20 protein-coding genes are annotated in these 18,703 nt (G+C 61.1%); 7 read left to right on the top strand and 13 right to left on the bottom strand.

Going from position 1 to position 18,703, the window contains the following annotated elements; all coding sequences use genetic code 11:
- Nucleotides 1–144: 144 nt before the first annotated feature.
- From NHF53_RS20340 to rplS, 3 genes are all read right to left on the bottom strand, one after another.
- On the bottom strand, nt 145–1,557 hold the full coding sequence (locus tag NHF53_RS20340; RefSeq protein ID WP_252835796.1) for a PepSY domain-containing protein: 1,413 nt from the start codon (nt 1,555–1,557) through the stop codon (nt 145–147).
- 201 nt (nt 1,558–1,758) lie between these two features.
- On the bottom strand, nt 1,759–2,157 hold the full coding sequence (locus NHF53_RS20335; protein ID WP_252835795.1) for a hypothetical protein: 399 nt from the start codon (nt 2,155–2,157) through the stop codon (nt 1,759–1,761).
- 143 nt (nt 2,158–2,300) lie between these two features.
- Complete coding sequence (rplS, locus tag NHF53_RS20330) at nt 2,301–2,819, bottom strand: 50S ribosomal protein L19 (RefSeq protein ID WP_112690622.1); 519 nt, start codon at nt 2,817–2,819, stop codon at nt 2,301–2,303.
- A 263-nt stretch (nt 2,820–3,082) separates the two neighbouring features.
- Here rplS and NHF53_RS20325 point away from each other — a divergent pair, with 263 nt between their 5' ends.
- Nucleotides 3,083–3,829, top strand: a complete 747-nt coding sequence (locus NHF53_RS20325; protein ID WP_114362737.1) for a sulfite exporter TauE/SafE family protein — start codon at nt 3,083–3,085, stop codon at nt 3,827–3,829.
- Here the strand turns inward: NHF53_RS20325 and trmD are convergent.
- The 5 genes from trmD to ffh form a co-directional block, all read right to left on the bottom strand.
- Nucleotides 3,811–4,515, bottom strand: coding sequence for a tRNA (guanosine(37)-N1)-methyltransferase TrmD (gene trmD, locus NHF53_RS20320; RefSeq protein WP_252835794.1), 705 nt, complete (start codon nt 4,513–4,515; stop codon nt 3,811–3,813). The genes NHF53_RS20325 and trmD overlap by 19 nt on opposite strands.
- Before the next feature lie 10 nt (nt 4,516–4,525).
- Nucleotides 4,526–5,098: a ribosome maturation factor RimM gene (gene rimM / locus NHF53_RS20315; protein ID WP_114362735.1), complete on the bottom strand. Its 573-nt coding sequence runs from the start codon at nt 5,096–5,098 to the stop codon at nt 4,526–4,528.
- A gap of 116 nt (nt 5,099–5,214) precedes the next feature.
- Entirely contained in the window at nt 5,215–5,592 is a 378-nt protein-coding gene (rpsP, locus tag NHF53_RS20310) for a 30S ribosomal protein S16 (protein WP_112690618.1), read from the bottom strand.
- Between the two features lie 36 nt (nt 5,593–5,628).
- On the bottom strand, nt 5,629–5,949 hold the full coding sequence (locus NHF53_RS20305) for a chorismate mutase (protein WP_112690617.1): 321 nt from the start codon (nt 5,947–5,949) through the stop codon (nt 5,629–5,631).
- Between the two features lie 13 nt (nt 5,950–5,962).
- On the bottom strand, nt 5,963–7,519 hold the full coding sequence (ffh, locus tag NHF53_RS20300; protein ID WP_252835793.1) for a signal recognition particle protein: 1,557 nt from the start codon (nt 7,517–7,519) through the stop codon (nt 5,963–5,965).
- Nucleotides 7,520–7,907: 388 nt separating this feature from the next.
- Here ffh and dapF point away from each other — a divergent pair, with 388 nt between their 5' ends.
- Genes dapF through NHF53_RS20275 form a run of 5 tightly spaced genes read left to right on the top strand, consistent with a single transcriptional unit; the run spans nt 7,908 to nt 12,733 of the window.
- Complete coding sequence (gene dapF, locus NHF53_RS20295; RefSeq protein WP_252835792.1) at nt 7,908–8,822, top strand: diaminopimelate epimerase; 915 nt, start codon at nt 7,908–7,910, stop codon at nt 8,820–8,822.
- On the top strand, nt 8,819–10,093 hold the full coding sequence (gene mtaB, locus NHF53_RS20290; protein WP_252835791.1) for a tRNA (N(6)-L-threonylcarbamoyladenosine(37)-C(2))-methylthiotransferase MtaB: 1,275 nt from the start codon (nt 8,819–8,821) through the stop codon (nt 10,091–10,093). Before dapF ends, mtaB begins: the two co-directional genes overlap by 4 nt.
- Before the next feature lie 17 nt (nt 10,094–10,110).
- Entirely contained in the window at nt 10,111–11,412 is a 1,302-nt protein-coding gene (gene ftsY / locus NHF53_RS20285; RefSeq protein ID WP_252835790.1) for a signal recognition particle-docking protein FtsY, read from the top strand.
- Entirely contained in the window at nt 11,409–12,143 is a 735-nt protein-coding gene (locus NHF53_RS20280) for a septation protein A (protein ID WP_252835789.1), read from the top strand. The genes ftsY and NHF53_RS20280 overlap by 4 nt, the downstream gene beginning before the upstream one ends.
- A 2-nt stretch (nt 12,144–12,145) precedes the next feature.
- Complete coding sequence (locus tag NHF53_RS20275) at nt 12,146–12,733, top strand: DUF2585 domain-containing protein (protein WP_374591282.1); 588 nt, start codon at nt 12,146–12,148, stop codon at nt 12,731–12,733.
- A gap of 1 nt (nt 12,734) precedes the next feature.
- Here the strand turns inward: NHF53_RS20275 and NHF53_RS20270 are convergent, their stop codons facing one another.
- The 5 genes from NHF53_RS20270 to ccmA are packed head-to-tail and all read right to left on the bottom strand — an operon-like array spanning nt 12,735 to nt 15,623.
- On the bottom strand, nt 12,735–13,340 hold the full coding sequence (locus NHF53_RS20270; protein WP_252835788.1) for a DsbE family thiol:disulfide interchange protein: 606 nt from the start codon (nt 13,338–13,340) through the stop codon (nt 12,735–12,737).
- Entirely contained in the window at nt 13,337–13,510 is a 174-nt protein-coding gene (gene ccmD, locus NHF53_RS20265) for a heme exporter protein CcmD (protein ID WP_252835787.1), read from the bottom strand. The genes NHF53_RS20270 and ccmD overlap by 4 nt, the downstream gene beginning before the upstream one ends.
- Entirely contained in the window at nt 13,507–14,274 is a 768-nt protein-coding gene (locus tag NHF53_RS20260) for a heme ABC transporter permease (protein ID WP_252835786.1), read from the bottom strand. The genes ccmD and NHF53_RS20260 overlap by 4 nt, the downstream gene beginning before the upstream one ends.
- A 45-nt stretch (nt 14,275–14,319) precedes the next feature.
- Nucleotides 14,320–14,979, bottom strand: a complete 660-nt coding sequence (ccmB, locus tag NHF53_RS20255; RefSeq protein ID WP_252835785.1) for a heme exporter protein CcmB — start codon at nt 14,977–14,979, stop codon at nt 14,320–14,322.
- Nucleotides 14,976–15,623, bottom strand: a complete 648-nt coding sequence (gene ccmA / locus NHF53_RS20250) for a heme ABC exporter ATP-binding protein CcmA (protein WP_252835784.1) — start codon at nt 15,621–15,623, stop codon at nt 14,976–14,978. Before ccmA ends, ccmB begins: the two co-directional genes overlap by 4 nt.
- 275 nt (nt 15,624–15,898) lie before the next feature.
- Between ccmA and acnA the strand changes: the two genes are divergently transcribed.
- Nucleotides 15,899–18,592, top strand: a complete 2,694-nt coding sequence (gene acnA, locus NHF53_RS20245) for an aconitate hydratase AcnA (RefSeq protein WP_252835783.1) — start codon at nt 15,899–15,901, stop codon at nt 18,590–18,592.
- The last annotated feature ends 111 nt before the right edge of the window (nt 18,593–18,703 follow it).

The following is an 18,703-nucleotide window of genomic DNA, read 5'->3' as shown; positions in this document are numbered from 1 at the left end:
TCACAATTTCTTCTGCCGTTGCAAGGGAGGCCCCCCAGTATTCAGGGAGTCGTACCACATCGGTTCCCCGATAGGCACGACGCCACGAAACAGCTTTGCGGTCCTGCTGCCGAGACGGCGGACCGCAGCTCCTCTCGGAAAATGTCAGCTCAGAATTCTCTTCAGTGGCTTGAAATACCGAACAATGAGCATGTCGAACGCGAGCACCGTAATCAGGACGGCCCCAGTCAGCGGAAAGAGCAACGATACCGCAACCATAATGACCATGCCCACCTTCCATACCGGTGTTGCGGCCGGCACGCTCGGAGCAACCAAACGGCGAGCGCCGTTTGGTCGCCGCTTCCACCACATGACCACGCCGCTGACGGAAAGGAAAATCACCGAGAGGCAATAGAGCGTTACCAGGGTGATGTTCCAGGTGCCCATGTCACCTTCGTGAAAGGCTATGCCGATCGCCATAGCCTTTCCCGCCAGTCCGTAGTCCTTGAAGGCGACGTCCGCGAGCACATTTCCGCTGTAGCGGTCGATGTGCACCGTCCGGTCGGAAGTCGGATCGCCGCCGTCGTTGCTCATGGTATCGTGTGAGATCGTCCAGACACCCGTTTCGCCAGACGGGAACGCAAGTTCGAAACGATGGTCGAAGCCAAGCTGACGGGCGAAGGCGACAACGCTGCCGAAGTTTACGGGTTCGCCCTGGGCTATGCCCGGAATGCCGGATTGCGAGCCGGAGGCCGGCATCCGGGTTTTCTCCAGCGTCCAGGGCACCTCTTTGATGCCGCCGTGGTTCATACTGGCGTGAGTGACGTCTGACAATGGAACATTATCCCATTTTTCCGCCGGGAACGTGCTCCACGCCTGCGTGAACTTCTCACCCCAAACACCTGCCCATGTGAGGCCCGAGAGGAGGAAGACAAGTAGGATCAGGGAAGCATAGAACCCGACGGTCTGGTGCAGCGATTTCCAAAGCTGCCGACCGCTCGCCGATAGTCTCGGCACCAGCACGGACGAGAGGCCTCCACCATTAAGCGGCCACCAGAGGTAGAGGCCGGTGATGATCAAGACGACACCGAAACCGGCCGCGACTTCAATGAACCGATCGCCGATGTCACCGATCAGAAGCGTGCCGTGAATCGTATCAGCAAGGTCGTAAAGGCCGTGGCGTCGCTCCCAGCTTCCGAGCACCGCAGCAGAATAGGGATCCACCGCCACCATCGTGGAAGCATCGCCGAGATTGACGCGAAAGATCGCAGCCTGCTCCGACGTGCGTGGTGCGATGTATTGCACGAGCGCGCCACCCGGAACCGCCGAAAGTGCGGCTTCGGCCTGCTGGACGATCGGAGCTTCGACTCCGCTGGGGCTGACCGCATATACCTTTTCGCCATCACGTCCGACAAGGACGGCGGACCACAGCATGACGAGACCGGTAACAGCGAGCATGATCAGGAAGGGAGCCACGTAGAGCCCGCCATAGAAGTGCCAGCGCCACGCGGTAAAGTAGAAACCTTGGGTAAGGGAAGAGGATTTCTGAACCGCCGGTGTTTCGACGAGAATGGACATGAGTTACCTCAAAGAAGAAGAGTGCCTTGTGGCTCCGCCAGCGCTACACACGAGCGGGCAGAGAGTGGATTCGGTTCACAGCGCCGGGAACCCACACGCTGAAGCCGTCTTGGGCCGCTGCGGATAAGCGATCGAAAAGAAGATCGTTCTAGGCTGTGAACACGTACCCGGCGCGCGAACGCGGAGTCCGCGCGGCCGGGTTCAGGCGACGGTCGGGAAAGGAGGCGCTCTCGGCGCGGCGTTCGGTGAGAAATGCCGGAAGCTCGCAACGGCAACACGAACGGTTGGAAGAATGTCGAGGACATCGGGCAGGCGTCTGCCGATTGCATCCTCCGGCTGCGGAAGGAGCATACCCGCCGCGAGGCGACAGGCTTCGCAACCACCACCGGCCAATTGGCCCTTGTCACCACTAGCCTTACCGTCACCGGGAAGGCAGAGCGCCGGCCAACTGCCGTCGGGCAAGGTGAAGGCTGCTATCTCGCTCGCGGAAAGACTGGAGGTGGCAACTGCAGGTGCGCGATGAGCGAGGCCAATGAAGACAAGCGTGACCACGCACAAAACACGCGTCGCCATCTGCCATGTCGTTGTTCTACGTCGCATCGCCTCCCCCAGGTAGCCGAGAGAATGTACAGCAGCCACCGTGGTGCGCAAGCGGCGATTCCCGCTTTGGAACGTCGTTGACCAACGGACGAAACAAAAAAGGCGGCTCGAAAGCCGCCTTTCCAAACCCGCTGTGGGAGATCTTATTCTGCTGCGCCTTCGGCGGCAGCGGCCTTTTCAGCGGCTTCTGCGGCTGCCTTTTCGGCAGCGAGAGCCTGGGCTGCTGCAACCTTTTCAGCTTCGATGCGTGCCTTTTCCTCGGCGATCGCAGCGCGCTCGTTTTCGTTGAGCTTGCGGGCGCGGGTGCCGGTGTTCTCGACGATACGAGCCGACTTGCCGCGACGATCGCGCAGGTAGTAGAGCTTGGCGCGACGAACCTTACCACGGCGCACGACTTCGACGCTTTCAACGAGCGGCGAGTAGACCGGGAATACGCGCTCGACGCCTTCGCCGTAGGAGATCTTGCGAACCGTGAAGCTCTCGTTGATGCCGGCGCCCGAACGAGCGATGCACACGCCTTCATAGGCCTGAACGCGGGTACGGTTGCCTTCCTTGACGGTGACGTTGACGCGGAGCGTGTCGCCCGGGGAGAATTCCGGGAGCTTGCGCTTGGCTTCGATCTTGGCGGCCTGTTCGGCTTCCAGCTGCTGAATGATGTTCATCTGTCTAACCTCGATTTCTTCTGAAACAGCCAGAGCGCTCGACTGTGATCCCTTGGTCATGCCTCGGGATATTGACCCGGAAGGGTCGGAGCGGATACGCGGTTCTTTGTTGTGGCAGACGGGCAAAAGCCCATTTCCGCGCGTGCCATTACACGAAACGAAGCGGCTTGTCACCCCCTCCCGCCTCTTTTGTCCCCGTCGCGCAAGCTTGCCGACAACGGTCAGAACGAATATGCATGCCGTGCATCTGGAGGGGTGAGATCATGACCTTGGCCGTCATTGTGCTTCTGTTTGTCGCCGGTTTCCTGTCGGGCGTGGTCAATGCCATCGCGGGTGGTGGCACTTTCCTGACCTTTGGAGCCATGACGCTTGCCGGTCTTCCTCCGATCGCCGCCAACGCCACCTCGTCGATTACCCAGTTTCCGGGCTATATCACCTCGACTCTTGCATACCTGCGCGAACTGAAGGCGATCGGCAAGGGCACGGTCGTCCTGGCACTCGTGTCGGCGGCCGGCTCCCTAGGCGGCGCTCTGTTCCTCGTATCTCTCTCCAATCCTGCCTTTCGCGCCATGGTTCCCTGGCTGCTGGTCGCGGCGACCGCGGTCTTCGCCGTCGGGCCGAAACTGCGGCCCAAGAATGCGGGAGAAAGCCATCCCGCGAGCCCGCTCGGTCTCGGGCTGCAGACGGCGACCTCCTTCTACGGAGGTTTCTTCGGCGCCGGCATGGGCATCATGATGCTCGCCTCACTGGGACTTGCCAGTGGCGGCGACTATCACCGTCTCAACGCGCTGAAGAACTTCCTCTCGATCGTCATCGCCGCGGTTGCGATTGCCGTCTTCACATCCGCCGGTGCCATTTCCTGGCTGCACGCCGCCATCATGGTGCCGGCCGTTGCGCTAGGAGGCTACGCCGGCGTCGGTATCGCCAGGCGTGCACCACAGGCCCTGCTGCGCTGGATCGTCGTGGCCCTCGGGCTGGCTCTCGCAGCCTACTATTTCTTCACCGGCTGAGACCCGGTATCGCCACTCAGGAGGTCCGCGCGCCTCTCCTTTGTGAGAGCAAGCGCCTGTTCGTGGCGCCACTTCTCGATCGCGCCGTGATTGCCCGACGTCAGCACCGCGGGAATTTCTCGCCCCTCGAAGATCTGCGGGCGGGTATATTGTGGATGTTCCAGGAGACCGCCTTCGAAGCTCTCGTGGACCCCGGAAAGTTCGTTGCCCATGACCCCCGGCAGGATGCGGACAACAGCATCGAGGACGACAAGCGCCGCCGGCTCCCCTCCCGAGAGGATATAGTCGCCGATCGAGACTTCCTCGAGATCGCGGGCTTCGATGACGCGTTGATCGACACCTTCAAAACGGCCGCAGACGATTACCACACCCTCGCCGGACGCGAGTTGCCGCACCCGTTGCTGCGTCAGTGGCTTGCCCCTGGGGCTCATCAACAGCCTCGGCCGGTCGTCCTTCGCCACGTCATCGATCGCTCGCGCCAGCACGTCCGGTTTGAGCACCATGCCGGCGCCGCCGCCAGCCGGCGTATCGTCAACCGTCCGATGTCTGTCAGCGGCGAAGTCACGAATCTGAACGGTCTCCATCGTCCACTGGCCGCGCTCGAGTGCGCGACCCGCAAGCGAGAAACCCAGATGGCCGGGAAACATTTCGGGGTAGAGGGTAAGGATCGTCGCTCGGAAGCCCATGTCCGGCCACTTACCTCTCGTCGGGACTTTTGGAACTCTGTCCGTCCCTGCGCGGTGGCTTGCCCTCCTCCTCGAGGCCCGCCGCGATGGGGTCGATCAGCAAACGGCCGCTTTCGAGATCTATTTCGAGTACAGCCGTCTCCGAGAACGGGATGAGTACGGGTCGTTTGCCCGGCCCCTTGATTTCCAGCAGATCCCCCGCCCCGAAGTCGAACACGGCGGACACTGACCCGTAGTGCTTACCGGCACCGTCATAGACATCGAGGCCTTCGAGATCAGCATAGTAGAACTCGTCGTCCTCGAGCTCGCCATCAGGAAGTGCGTCCCGCTCGATATAGAGCTCGAGTCCGTTCAGCGCCTCGGCTGCATTGCGATCATTCACGCCACGGAAGCGCACGATCGCCACGTTCTTCGCCTCGCGAATTTCGAGAATCTCGAAGACCCGACCGTCAAGGCTCCGCAGGTTGCCATAATCGCCGAGCGCCATCGGATCGGCCGTATACGCCTTGACGCGAACCTCTCCCCGGAGCCCCTGGGCGGCGCCCACAGTAGCCATCAGAACAGGATTCCTAAGGGTCGTCATGAGTACTGGCCATCCGAGATCTTCACTATGCTGTCTTTTAGGACGAAGCACGGTGAAAGGAAACGAAAAACGGGCGGCAAGATGCTGCCGCCCGTCGGATTCGCAGGGAATGGAAATTACTCCGCGGCGCTTGCTTCGGCAGCAGCGGCAGCGGCCTCGGCGGCCTTCATTTCCTTTTCCTTGATGCGCTCCAGGGCCTTCTTGCCCGGCTTTGCCTTTTCCGGATTGTTGCGGGCGTCGCGAGCGGCGAGGCCGGCTTCAGCCATGAAACGCAGAACGCGGTCGGTCGGCTGGGCGCCCTTGGCAACCCATTCCTTGATGCGTTCGACGTTCAGTTCGATGCGCTTCTCGCTGTCCTTCGGAAGCATCGGGTTCCACGCGCCGACCTTCTCGAGGAAACGACCGTCGCGGGGCGAGCGGGCGTCGGCAACGACGATCTGGTAGTACGGACGCTTCTTGGAACCGCCACGGGCGAGACGAATTTTCAGTGCCATTTCTTTACTCCTTGGGCTTTTCTGGTCCGCCTGATGTCAGGCGGTCTTTTCCGAATTGCTGCCGATATCGGCGGCGATTGCTTCATGATGCCGGATAACTTCCCTGATGATGAAATTCAGGAACTTTTCTGCGAAATCCGGATCCAGATGGGCGTCTTGCGCCAGGCGACGAAGACGTTCGATCTGGTATTCCTCGCGCGCCGGATCGGCCGGCGGCAAATCGTATTGGGCCTTGAGAACGCCGACCGCCTTCGTACAACGAAACCGTTCGGCGAGCATGTGCACGAGAGCAGCGTCGATATTGTCGATCGACTGACGGTAGCTCGCGAGCTGTTCCTTGACGTGCGGAGCGATCATGGTGTGTCTTGCCTCACTTCTTCTTCGGCAACCCGGGAAGGCCCGGGAACCCACCACCGAGACCCGGCAACTTTCCGCCCAGTCCAGGCAATCCGCCACCGCCAAGCCCCGGAAGCGCACCCGGCTTGATCCCCGCCGCTTCCGCCTGCTTGGCAAGTGCTTCGATCTGCTTCGGATCCATGCTGGACAGATCCGGCATCCCGCCCATGCCACCAAGGCCCATCTTGCCGGCGAGGCCGCCCATCATCTGCTTCATCATGCCGCCGCCCTTCTTGCCGCCCATCATTTTCATCATGTCGGCCATCTGGCGGTGCATTTTCAGGAGCTTGTTGATCTCGGCGGCGTCCGTGCCGGAACCGGCGGCGATACGCTTCTTGCGGGAATGCTTGAGAATGTCGGGATTGGCCCGCTCGGCCTTGGTCATCGACTGGATGATGGCGATCTGGCGGCCGAACAGCTTGTCGTTCAGCCCGGCGGCGGCCATCTTGTCCTTCATTCCGGCCATGCCGGGCATAAGACCCATGATGCCGCCCATGCCGCCCATCTTCTGCATCTGCTTCAGCTGTTCGGCGAGGTCGTTCAAGTCGAACTTGCCCTTGGCCATCTTCTCGGCCATGGCCTTCGCCTTCTCGGCATCGATCGTCTCGGCCGCCCTCTCGACCAGCGAAACGATGTCGCCCATGCCGAGAATGCGATCGGCGATGCGCCGTGGATGGAACTCTTCGAGTTCCGTCATCTTTTCGCCGACACCGATCAACTTGATCGGTTTGCCCGTGACCGCGCGCATCGAAAGAGCAGCACCACCGCGACCGTCGCCGTCCATGCGGGTGAGCACGAGGCCGGTGATGCCGACACGCTCATCGAAATTGCGCGCGAGATTGACGGCGTCCTGACCAGTCAGCGCATCGGCGACGAGCAGGATCTCGTGCGGCTTCGACCTGGCCTTGATTTCGGCCATCTCGATCATCAGCGGCTCGTCGATATGGGTCCGGCCGGCCGTGTCGAGGATGACCACGTCATGGCCGCCGAGCTTTGCGGCCTGCACGGCGCGCGAGGCGATATCGGTCGGCGACTGGCCGGCGATGATCGGCAAAACGTCAATGCCGGTCTGCATGCCGAGCTGACGCAGTTGTTCCTGGGCGGCCGGACGACGCGTGTCGAGCGAGGCCATCAGGACCTTCTTCTTCTCGCGGTCGGTCAAGCGCTTGGCGATCTTGCCGGTGGTTGTCGTCTTGCCCGAACCCTGCAGACCGACCATCATCACGACAACCGGCGCCGGCGCATTGAGATCGATCGAAACGCCCTCGGAGCCCAGCATCTCGACGAGTTCGTCATGGACGATCTTGACGACCATCTGCCCGGGCTTGATCGACTTCAGGACGGCAGCGCCGACGGCCTTTTCCCGCACTCGGTCGGTGAACGAGCGCACGACCTCAAGGGCGACGTCGGCTTCCAGAAGCGCACGGCGTACCTCGCGCAGCGCGGCGGAAACATCGGCTTCCGACAAGGCGCCACGGCCCGTCAGTCCATTCAGAATGGAACCAAGGCGGTCCTGGAGGTTTTCAAACATCGGCTCTTCCTTATCGTTTCGGATCCCCGAAACGTTGGTCTTTTCTCCGCCGAAAACAAGACGCAAAACCAAAAAGCACCCGAGGGCGCAACGCGCTGTCGGGTGTTGACCTCCGGGATCTCTTTATACCTTGGCGGGTCCCGGTCGGCGGCTCGGAGTCTCAATCTCGTCGCAGATTTGCAGGCGGTAAACAGGAAAACCGCGCCGGAGTCAAGTATTTCAGCCCCTTCTTGACGAATGCACCCGTCGATCTGCCCGCGAGCCCCCTTCGGGGCACCCCGGACAGCCACCATTCATGCCCCGTAAGGCTCCGACCGAGCATGAAGCACACTGGTAATTCCGGTGCTTTTCCGCCATATAAGCGACGACAACTATCGAAAGTGACAGCATGACGGCAGCGACGGTCGAATTCGCGAAGATGAACGGGCTTGGCAACAAGATCCTGGTCATCGACATGCGCGGCCGTGCCGACCGGGTCTCGCCGGGGGCGGCCGTCAGCCTCGCCGGTAACCCGGAAACGGCGTTCGACCAGATCATGGCGATCCACGATCCGAAGCTGTCTGGCACCGATGCCTATATCGATATCCTGAACTGCGACGGCACGCGAGCGCAGGCCTGCGGTAACGGAACACGCTGCGTCGTGCAGGCGCTTGCAGCCGAGACAGGACGCAAGACCTTCACATTTCAGACCATCGCTGGGATCCTGAATGCCGTCGAGCATGAGGACGGTACCATTTCGGTCGATATGGGCGAACCCGTCTTCGAGTGGAACCGCATTCCACTTGCCGAAGAATTTCACGACACCAGCCGCATCGAATTGCAGATCGGCCCAATCGACGCTCCGATCCTGCATTCACCCTCGGCCGTTTCGATGGGCAATCCGCACGCGATCTTCTGGGTCGACCGCGATCCGATGACCTTCGATCTCGACCGTTTCGGTCCGCTTCTCGAAAATCATCCAATGTTTCCTGAAAAGGCGAACATCACACTGGCGCAGGTGACCGCACCCGACGCAATGACGACCCGCACCTGGGAACGCGGAGCGGGACTGACGCTCGCCTGTGGTTCAGCCGCATGCGCGGCGGCCGTCACCGGCGCACGCACCGGCCGAACCGGCCGCAGGGTGACTGTTACCGTCGCCTCCAGCCCGAACCGGCAGGCCCTTACGATCGAATGGCGCGAACGCGACAACCGTGTGGTCATGACCGGCCCCGCCGAATGGGAATGGTCCGGCACGCTCGATCCGGCGACCGGCGCCTGGCAGCGCAGCACACCGTCGGAAAGCGGAGCATCCGCCTCGTGAGCGGGATCGAGGTCATTACCTTCGGCTGCCGACTCAACACCTATGAGTCCGAAGTGATGAAGGCTGAAGCGGCCAAAGCCGGCCTCAGCGATGCGATTCTCATCAACACCTGCGCGGTTACCGGCGAAGCTGTCCGGCAGGCGCGCCAGGCGATCCGCCGCGCGCGCCGCGAGAATCCGAACACCCGGATTGTGGTGACCGGTTGCGCCGCTCAGACCGATACCCAGAGCTTTGCCGCAATGCCCGAGGTCGATGCCGTCCTTGGCAATGAGGAGAAACTCAAAGCTGAATATTACCGGAGGATTCCGGATTTCGGGGTCGAAGGCGAGGAAAAGATCCGCGTCAACGACATCATGAGCATTTCGGAAACTGCGCCGCAAATGGTCGCGCATATTGATGGCCACGTCCGCGGCTTTCTGCAGGTTCAGACCGGCTGCGACCACCGTTGCACATTCTGCATCATACCCTACGGCCGCGGCAACTCCCGTTCTGTCCCGATGGGTGCAGTCGTCGAGCAGGCCCGCAGGCTTGCTGAAAACGGCTATCGCGAAGTGGTGCTGACCGGCGTCGACGCGACCAGCTATGGTGCCGATCTTCCCGGCGGGCCGAGTCTTGGCCTGCTTGCAAAAACGCTCCTGAAGCAAGTGCCGGAGATCCGGCGGCTACGCCTGTCCTCGATCGACAGTATCGAAGTCGACAGCCATTTGTTCGATCTCATCGCGGATGAGCCGCGCTTCATGCCGCACCTTCATCTCTCGCTGCAGCATGGAGATGACCTGATCCTCAAGCGGATGAAGCGTCGCCACGGCCGTTCGGACGCAGTCAACTTCGCGAGAAAGGTCCGGGCACTGCGGCCGGACATTGCGTTCGGCGCGGACATGATAGCCGGCTTTCCGACGGAGACGGAGGAAATGTTCGGGAACGCCGTGGGCCTTGCCGAGGAGATCGGCATCGCACACCTCCACGTCTTCCCTTACAGTCCGCGCCCGGGCACGCCGGCGGCGCGCATGCCGCAGCTCGATCGCACGCTGGTGAAGGAGAGAGCGGCACGCTTGCGCGAAAGCGCCCAGAAGCTTCATACCGCACATCTGTCGTCAATGGTCGGAACGCGTCAGACGATCCTTGTCGAAAACAACGGCATGGGCCATACGGAAAACTTCTCGCTGGTCGAGGCCTCCGGGCTTGCGCCACGCGACCTTGTGACCGTCACGATCACCGGCCACAATGGCAAGAACCTGGAAATGCAATTGGCTAGCCGCTCGGCTGCCTGATCTCGAACGGATTGTTCATGGCGCTCGGCTTCATCAAGAAGGTCTTCACTTTCGGCAAGGACAAGCCGAGCGGCTCGGCGCCCACAGAGCACGACGCTTCGGCCTCTGACGAGACACTGCACCAGACCGGGGAAGACCAGGCCGTTGCCGATCTGACGTCCGAAGACAAGGCGAAGACCTCGCCGCCCGAGCAGGAAGAGGCTCCTCCCCTGCCCGCCGACCGTGACGAGGCGCCGGAGGCGCCCTCGGATACGGAAGCGAAAGCGGAACAGGAAGACGCCGAGGCGATGCCTCCGGTTGGAGAAAAGGAACAGGCGAGTCTCGCCGAACCTGCTCTTCCGAAGGGATTTGCGCTAGGTACGGCTGCGCCTGAGGACGTGCCGGAGGAGCCTGTTCAAAAGCTCTCCTGGTTCCAGCGTCTGCGCGCCGGATTGTTCCGCACGTCTTCGCAGCTGACCGGACAGATCACCGCCCTCTTCACCAAGCGAAAGCTCGATGAGGACACGCTTCAGGACCTCGAGGACCTGCTCATCCAGGCCGACCTCGGCGTCGAGACGGCGATGCGCATCACTGACACGCTCTCTTCCGAGCGCTACGGCAAGGATGTCACCGGCGAAGACGTCGCCCGCATCATGGCAAGCGAGATTACCAAGGTTCTGAAACCCGTTGCACGACCGCTCGAACTGGACCTCAGCCATAAGCCGCACGTCATCCTGGTCGTCGGCGTCAACGGCACCGGCAAGACCACCACGATCGGCAAGCTGGCGGCGAAACTCTCGGGTTCCGGCCTGAAGGTCATGCTGGCAGCCGGCGACACCTTCCGCGCCGCGGCGATCGAACAGCTGAAGATCTGGGCCGATCGTACCGGGTCAACCTTTGTCGGCACGAAACTGGGAGCGGACGCGGCGGGTCTCGCCTATGACGCCTTCGAGCGTGCCAAGGCCGAAAGCTCGGACGTCCTGATCATCGATACCGCCGGTCGTCTTCAGAACAAGACGGAACTGATGGCGGAGCTTGAGAAGATTGTCCGCGTGCTCGGCAAGCTCGACCCTGATGCACCGCATACGGTACTCCAGACGCTGGATGCGACCACGGGTCAGAACGCGATGGCCCAAGTCGAGATCTTCCGTAACGTCGCCGGTGTCAACGGATTGGTAATGACCAAGCTGGACGGCACCGCCCGCGGCGGCATCCTCGTAGCAATTGCCGCCAGGCACAAGCTGCCGGTGTATTTCATCGGCGTCGGCGAGGGTATCGATGACCTCGAACCGTTCGAGGCGGATGATTTCGCCAAGGCGATTGCAGGAGTAAACGCATGAGCAAGCAACCGCTCTTTCGCTGGTTCACAAATGGTTTCTCGCGCCTGAAGCAAGACCCTGTACGAGGAACGGTCATTGCCCAGGTCGAAGCGCAGTTTGAATCCGAGAAACCAACGGAGGAAGAGAAGCACCATCCACTTCTCAAACTGGCGCTGGAATTGGGCCCATTGCTCATCTTCTTCTTCGGCAACCTTCGTGGCGAATGGCTTGCGAAGACGTTCCCGGTGCTTGCTGCCGTGGGGGGCCCGCTCTTCATCGCAACCGCGTTGTTCATGGCCGCGACGGTTGCATCTCTGATCGTTTCCAAGATTGTCTTTCGTCACCTGCCGGTCATGCCGTTCGTCTCGGGTATCGTCGTACTGGTCTTCGGATCGCTCTCCATCTGGCTGCAGGACGAGACTTTCATCAAGATGAAGCCGACGATCGTGAATACGCTCTTCGGCGCTGTCCTGCTCGGCGGGCTTTTCTTCGGCAAGTCACTGCTCGGCTATGTCTTCAACGCGGCCTTCCAACTCGATGACATCGGCTGGCGAAAGCTGACGCTGCGCTGGGGTGTCTTCTTTCTATTTCTGGCCGTCCTGAACGAAGTGGTGTGGCGCAACTTCTCCGACGAGGCTTGGGTCAATTTCAAGGTCTGGGGTACGATGCCGATCACGATCCTCTTCACGCTCGCACAGATGCCGCTGATCATGCGTCACACACTCGAGGAACAGACGGAGGAGACGAAGTGACGATCACCGCGATCGATCCGCAGGATCGCCACAAAGCGACCCGCCTCTGGCTGTCCGCCATCGGCCTGATCGTCCTTGCACAGATCGGCATCCTTCACCTGATGGGCAGGATACCTATCTGCGAATGCGGCTATATCAAGCTCTTCGAGCCCGGTGTGAACACCGCAGGAAACTCGCAGCATATCGCGGACTGGTACACACCGTCGCACATCATTCACGGCTTCCTGTTTTATCTTCTCGCTTTCGTCCTCTTTAGACGACGGCCATTGTCCATGCGACTTGCGTTTGCGACCCTGATCGAGGCCGCATGGGAATTGGTGGAAAATTCCCCGCTCGTCATCGACCGATATCGCACTGCGACCATGGCGATCGGCTATCAGGGCGACAGCATCTTGAACTCCACCATGGACACCCTGTTCATGGTCGTCGGCTTCCTCTTCGCCGCACGCGCGCCCGTGTGGCTGACCGTCTCGATCGCTGTGTTCCTGGAGATCTACGTCGGATGGCTGATCCGTGACAACCTGACGCTGAACGTGCTGATGCTGCTGTGGCCTATCGAAGCCATCAAGGTGTGGCAGGCCGGCCTTTGATTCAGCCTTTTGCCAGCGCCTTTTCGATCGCCGGATAGAGCCCCTTCTCGAGCGAGAGCGCGTCGAAGGGACCGACGCGCTTGTAGACAATCGTTCCGTCGGCGTCGACAAGGTAGGACTCCGGAATGCCGTAAACACCCCAGTCGATAGCCGCCTTGCCGTTGGGGTCGACGCCGATCGCGCTGTAGGGATTTCCGAGTTCGCCGAGGAACTTCAGCGCATTCTCGCTGGTGTCCTTGTAGTTGATGGCGACGACCGTAAGCCGCGGATCCTTTGCGAGTTCCTTGAGGATGGGATGCTCCTGCCTACAAGGAACGCACCAGGACGCGAAGACATTGACCAGTGTCAGCTTGCCCGCAACGACCTTGGAAGTCAGTGCCGGCACCTGCGCGCCTTCGAGCACGGGCAAGTCAAGATCGGGCGCCTTTGTGCCGATCAGGGCGGAGGGAATTTCCGTCGTGCTCTTGCCGTTGAAATCCTGATCATAGAGCATCTTGCCGGCAGTGCCGGCAATGACCAGAAAGATGGCCAGCGGCACGATCGCCAAGGCGTAGCGGCCAATGCCTCGACCAGCCTTTTCGGGGGATTCGCTCAATCTCTCACTCATGCCTGCCGATCACTCGCACCCGTCGCCGAGCGGCGGCGGACACCTGCCGCTTCCAGCGCTTTCAGTTCCCGCTGCCGTGCACGGCCATCCAGCCAGACCCAACCGATCAGAGCCAGGATGACCAAACCGCTCACGCCATACGACACATAGATATAAAAGTCGTGGCTCATTGCGAGGTCTCCCGGCCCGCCATACGTGCGGCGAGTCGTCGCTGGACGGCGATCCGACGGCGCCAGATCTCGTTGCGCATGGCCGCGATATGCAGTGTGAAAAAGAGAAGGGTAAAGGCGATCGCCATCACGAGTAGCGGTCGAAGGAACTCGACGTCGATCGTCGGGCCACCCATGCGCATCACGCTAGCCGGCTGGTGCAACGTGTTCCACCACTCGACTGAGAACTTGATGATCGGGATGTTCACGAATCCGACGAGAATGAGAACTGCACTGAGCCGCGCAGCCTTGGAGGGTTCATCCACGGCACGGTTGAGTGCGATCAGCCCGAGATACATCAGGAACAGCACGAAAACCGAAGTGAGCCGGGCATCCCAGACCCACCACGTACCCCACATGGGCTTACCCCAGAGGGAGCCGGTGAGAAGAGCGATGAACGTGAATGCCGCACCAAGCGGCGCTGCGGATTTGTGGGACACGTCGGCCAGCGGATGACGCCAAACGAGCGTTCCTATGGCGGAAATCGCCATGATGGTGTAGCACATCATCGAGAGCCAGGCGGCAGGCACATGCACATACATGATGCGCACCGTCATGCCCTGCTGATAATCGCCCTCGGTCGTGAAACTCAGATAGAGGCCAACCACGAAGAACAGCGCGGTCAAGACCGCGAGCCACGGAATCACGCGCCTGGCAAGTGCGAGAAAACGGGTGGGGTTTGCAAGGTCGGTGATCTTGGAGATGGTAAGGCTCGCTTGGTTCATAGAACACTTCTAACCTGACTGCCGTTTTGCTGCAATTGATACCAATCAATCCGAGGCGTTGCGCAAGGCGACGGCAGCGGCCACAGGGCCGATCACGGCAAAGAAGAGCACGATCGCGATCAGAAACAGAAAGGGCGGCATAAATGGGGCGGGGTCCTCGACCGCCGCATAGGACGCACTGACGCCGAAGATCAACACGGGAATGGCAAGCGGAAGCACGAGGATGGACACGAGCAGGCCACCGCGCGGAAGCGCAACAGCCACAGCCGCACCTGCCGCACCGATAAACGTGATGGCGGGCGAACCGACGAGCAGGGTCAGCATCACCGCCCCGATCGCGATCTCGTTCATGTTCATAAAAAGGCCAAGCAGGGGTGAGGCGATGACGAGCGGCAGGCTCGTCGCAGTCCAATGCGCCAGACACTTGACGATGACCGTTACGACCAGTGGCGACTCCTGCATCAGCATCAGATCCAGCGATCCGTCGTCCCGCTCGGCCTGAAAAAGGCGGTCGAGTCCGAGCAGCGCGGACAAAAGAGCACCGATCCAGACGATGGCGGGTCCGATACGCGAAAGCAGGTTGAGATCAGGTCCGACACCGAACGGGATGACGGCAACGACGGTCATGAAGAACAGGACGCCGATCAGCGCGCCGCCACCGGCCCTGACGGAAAGCTTGAGGTCACGTAGGAAGAGCGCCATCATTGCCAAACACCTCCGGGGGCGCCGGAGAACCCCGTCATCTTCAGTTCGCGGGCGGCGTTGAGGCCAAGCGGCTGGTGCGTCGCGGCGATCGCGATCCCGCCGACTGCGAGATGATCGTGGACCAGACCGGCAAACATACGATCGGCGCTTGCGTCCAAGGCTGCGGTCGGTTCGTCGAGAATCCAGACCGGACGGTAGGCCACCAGCAGCTTCGCCATCGCGAAGCGCCGTTGCTGGCCGGCCGAAAGGTAGCCGAACGGAAGATGTGTAATACCTTCGAGACCCACGGCGTGGGCAGCATCCTCTACCGGGATACCATCCCCCCCGCCAAAGTCTCCGAGGAACTCCTTCCAGAAGACGAGGTTCTCCGCCACCGTAAGCTCATGCTTCATTGCATTGCGGTGGCCGAGATAGTGGCTCGCCTCGCGAGCGGGGCGGCTTTCGTGATCTCCGGCGGCGACAAAATCGACACGGCCTCGCTCGGGTCTCAGCAAACCGGCGAGCACCCTGAGGAGCGTCGATTTTCCCGAACCGTTCCGTCCCGTCAGGACCAGTGCTTCGCCCGCGCCCAGCGTGAAGGAGATGTCTTCGAAAATGAAGTCCTCGCCGCGCTTGGCGGAGAGATTTTCGGCACTCAGCCGCATGTTCCAGCCTTCCAGCGGAGGCCCTTCGGGCCCTGCAAAAATTTGTAGAAATTCGCCATTCGTTGGTCTGGTACCCTTCTTAGAAATTATCTATAAGACCTGCAACCACGCCAGCGGCCGGCGTGTAGTTCATCCTTGTGCCGAACTTGAAGATTGCGAGGAGCGGTTTTCTCGGGCGGACAGCGGAAATGGTCGCACCCGCATCCTGATGTGCATGAAGTGCATAGGCGTCCGCACGAATGTGTTGGCTATCAGAATAAGCGGGGTTCATATCCGTGTCCAAATCACTCGACAGTTTCAATTGCCGATCCACGATTACCGTGAATGGCAAGGATTACGTCTATTACAGCCTTCCCAAGGCGGAAGCGAACGGCCTCGCAGGCGTCTCGAAGCTCCCTTACTCGATGAAGGTGCTTCTTGAGAACCTGCTGCGCAACGAGGACGGGCGTTCAGTCACCAAAGCCGACATCGAAAGTGTCGCCGCCTGGCTCACCAACAAGGGTCTGACTGAAGCCGAGATTGCTTACCGCCCGGCCCGTGTCCTGATGCAGGACTTCACCGGCGTTCCGGCGGTCGTCGACCTCGCCGCGATGCGTGACGGCATCAAGGCGCTCGGCGGCGATCCGGAGAAGATCAATCCCCTCGTTCCGGTCGACCTCGTCATCGACCACTCGGTTATCGTCGACGAATTCGGCACGCCCCAGGCATTCGCCCGCAACGTCGAGCTCGAATACCAGCGCAACGGGGAGCGCTACCGCTTCCTGAAATGGGGCCAGCAGGCCTTCAAGAATTTCCGCGTCGTTCCTCCGGGCACGGGCATCTGTCACCAGGTGAATTTTGAGTATCTCGGTCAGACCGTCTGGACGAAGGAAGAGGACGGAGAGACGATCGCCTATCCGGACACCTGCGTCGGGACGGACAGCCACACCACGATGATCAACGGTCTCGGCGTGCTGGGCTGGGGCGTCGGTGGTATCGAAGCCGAAGCCGCCATGCTCGGCCAGCCGGTCTCCATGCTTCTGCCTGAGGTCATCGGCTTCAAGCTGACCGGCACGCTGAAGGAAGGTGTCACCGCCACCGACCTCGTGCTGACCGTCGTGCAGATGCTGCGCAAGAAGGGTGTCGTCTCGAAGTTCGTGGAGTTCTTCGGCCCCGGCCTCGACACGCTGCCCGTCGCCGATCGCGCGACCATTGGCAACATGGGCCCGGAATACGGCGCGACCTGCGGCTTCTTCCCGGTCGACTCGGCAACGGTCGGTTATCTCGACATGTCCGGCCGCAGCAAGGATCGTATCGCCCTCGTCGAAGCCTATTCGAAGGCACAGGGCATGTGGCGCGAAGGTGACGGTTCCGATCTCGTCTTCACCGACACACTCGAACTCGACCTTGGTGACGTCGTACCGTCCATGGCCGGCCCGAAGCGTCCGGAAGGCCGCCTGCCGCTCGAAACCATCGCCCCGAACTTCGCAACCGCCCTCGAAGGCGACTACAAGAAGCCGGGCCAGCTCGCCACGCGCTATCAGGTCGAAGGCGAGAACTTCGATCTCGGCCATGGCGACGTCTGCATCGCCGCCATCACCTCCTGCACCAACACGTCGAACCCGAGCGTCCTGATCGCCGCCGGCCTTCTCGCCCGCAACGCCGTTGCCAAGGGCCTGAAGACCAAGCCGTGGGTCAAGACCTCGCTCGCACCAGGATCGCAGGTCGTCGGCGAATACCTTGCCAAGTCCGGCCTGCAGAAGGAACTCGACGCGCTCGGATTCAACCTCGTCGGCTTCGGCTGCACAACCTGCATCGGCAACTCCGGTCCGCTACCGCCGGCGATCTCGAAGACGATCAACGACAAGGGCCTGATCACTGCGGGCGTTTTGTCGGGCAACCGTAACTTCGAAGGCCGCATTTCGCCCGACGTTCAGGCGAACTATCTCGCCTCTCCGCCGCTCGTCGTCGCCTACGCGCTCGCTGGTTCGGTCCAGAAAGACCTGACCAAGGAACCGCTCGGCGAGGACAAGGACGGCAATCCGGTCTACCTCAAGGATATCTGGCCGACCTCTGCCGAGGTGCAGGAGTTCATCCACAAATACGTCACCCGCGAACTCTTCGAATCGAAGTATGCCGACGTATTCAAGGGCGACGCCAACTGGCAGGCCGTGCAGGTTTCGGAAGGCCAGACCTATGCCTGGGACGACAAGTCGACCTACGTTCAGAACCCGCCCTACTTCATCGGCATGAAGAAAACCGGCGAGGGCCTGCACGACATCAAGGGCGCCCGCGTCCTCGGCCTGTTCGGCGACAAGATTACTACCGACCACATCTCCCCGGCCGGTTCGATCAAGGCCGCCTCGCCGGCTGGTGCATATCTGCTCGACAACGGTGTCCAGGTCGCGGACTTCAACCAGTACGGCACGCGCCGCGGCAACCATGAAGTCATGATGCGCGGCACCTTCGCCAACATCCGCATCCGCAACCACATGCTCGGCCCGAACGGCAAGGAAGGTGGCTACACCATCCACTATCCGTCGAAAGAAGAGATGTCGATCTACGACGCGGCCATGAAGTACAAGGAAGAGGGCGTTCCGCTCGTCATCTTCGCCGGCGTCGAATACGGCAACGGCTCGTCCCGCGACTGGGCCGCGAAGGGCACCAACCTGCTCGGCGTCAAGGCCGTGATCGCCCAGTCCTTCGAGCGTATCCACCGCTCGAACCTGGTCGGCATGGGCGTCGTTCCCTTCACCTTCGAAGACGGCACGACCTGGGCTTCGCTCAACCTCAAGGGCGACGAAACGGTCACCATCGACGGTCTCGAAGGCGACATCAAACCGCGCGAAACCAAGATCGCCAAGATCACCTATGCCGATGGTTCGGTGAAGGAAGTTCCGCTGCTTTGCCGCATCGATACGCTCGACGAGGTCACCTACATGGAGAACGGCGGCATCCTGCAGACCGTTCTGCGCGATCTCGCCGCCTGACCGCCAAGCCGCTTAAGATTACACGCCGCCGGGACATAGTTCCCGGCGGCTTATACATTGCGAGGCCGGTGCATTTGTTATGATGCACCGGCCTCGTTTGTCATTGGGTGA

It is taken from the genome of Ciceribacter sp. RN22 (genome assembly GCF_024054295.1).
Classification (GTDB): domain Bacteria; phylum Pseudomonadota; class Alphaproteobacteria; order Rhizobiales; family Rhizobiaceae; genus Allorhizobium; species Allorhizobium lividum.
Note: the sequence above shows the minus strand (reverse complement) of the source record. Positions and strands in the feature narration are given on the sequence as shown.

What these genes read in the sequence shown, in the direction of transcription:
- ccmA (WP_252835784.1), bottom strand. Translation starts at nt 15,623, where the DNA reads ATGCGGCTGAGTGCCGAAAATCTCTCCGCCAAGCGCGGCGAGGACTTC.
- rimM (WP_114362735.1), bottom strand. Translation starts at nt 5,098, where the DNA reads ATGACGACCCTTAGGAATCCTGTTCTGATGGCTACTGTGGGCGCCGCC.
- NHF53_RS20305 (WP_112690617.1), bottom strand. Translation starts at nt 5,949, where the DNA reads ATGATCGCTCCGCACGTCAAGGAACAGCTCGCGAGCTACCGTCAGTCG.
- ffh (WP_252835793.1), bottom strand. Translation starts at nt 7,519, where the DNA reads ATGTTTGAAAACCTCCAGGACCGCCTTGGTTCCATTCTGAATGGACTG.
- NHF53_RS20260 (WP_252835786.1), bottom strand. Translation starts at nt 14,274, where the DNA reads ATGAACCAAGCGAGCCTTACCATCTCCAAGATCACCGACCTTGCAAAC.
- rpsP (WP_112690618.1), bottom strand. Translation starts at nt 5,592, where the DNA reads ATGGCACTGAAAATTCGTCTCGCCCGTGGCGGTTCCAAGAAGCGTCCG.
- NHF53_RS20340 (WP_252835796.1), bottom strand. Translation starts at nt 1,557, where the DNA reads ATGTCCATTCTCGTCGAAACACCGGCGGTTCAGAAATCCTCTTCCCTT.
- ftsY (WP_252835790.1), top strand. Translation starts at nt 10,111, where the DNA reads ATGGCGCTCGGCTTCATCAAGAAGGTCTTCACTTTCGGCAAGGACAAG.
- NHF53_RS20335 (WP_252835795.1), bottom strand. Translation starts at nt 2,157, where the DNA reads ATGCGACGTAGAACAACGACATGGCAGATGGCGACGCGTGTTTTGTGC.
- ccmB (WP_252835785.1), bottom strand. Translation starts at nt 14,979, where the DNA reads ATGATGGCGCTCTTCCTACGTGACCTCAAGCTTTCCGTCAGGGCCGGT.
- NHF53_RS20270 (WP_252835788.1), bottom strand. Translation starts at nt 13,340, where the DNA reads ATGAGTGAGAGATTGAGCGAATCCCCCGAAAAGGCTGGTCGAGGCATT.
- dapF (WP_252835792.1), top strand. Translation starts at nt 7,908, where the DNA reads ATGACGGCAGCGACGGTCGAATTCGCGAAGATGAACGGGCTTGGCAAC.
- trmD (WP_252835794.1), bottom strand. Translation starts at nt 4,515, where the DNA reads ATGGGCTTCCGAGCGACGATCCTTACCCTCTACCCCGAAATGTTTCCC.
- NHF53_RS20325 (WP_114362737.1), top strand. Translation starts at nt 3,083, where the DNA reads ATGACCTTGGCCGTCATTGTGCTTCTGTTTGTCGCCGGTTTCCTGTCG.
- rplS (WP_112690622.1), bottom strand. Translation starts at nt 2,819, where the DNA reads ATGAACATCATTCAGCAGCTGGAAGCCGAACAGGCCGCCAAGATCGAA.
- NHF53_RS20280 (WP_252835789.1), top strand. Translation starts at nt 11,409, where the DNA reads ATGAGCAAGCAACCGCTCTTTCGCTGGTTCACAAATGGTTTCTCGCGC.
- ccmD (WP_252835787.1), bottom strand. Translation starts at nt 13,510, where the DNA reads ATGAGCCACGACTTTTATATCTATGTGTCGTATGGCGTGAGCGGTTTG.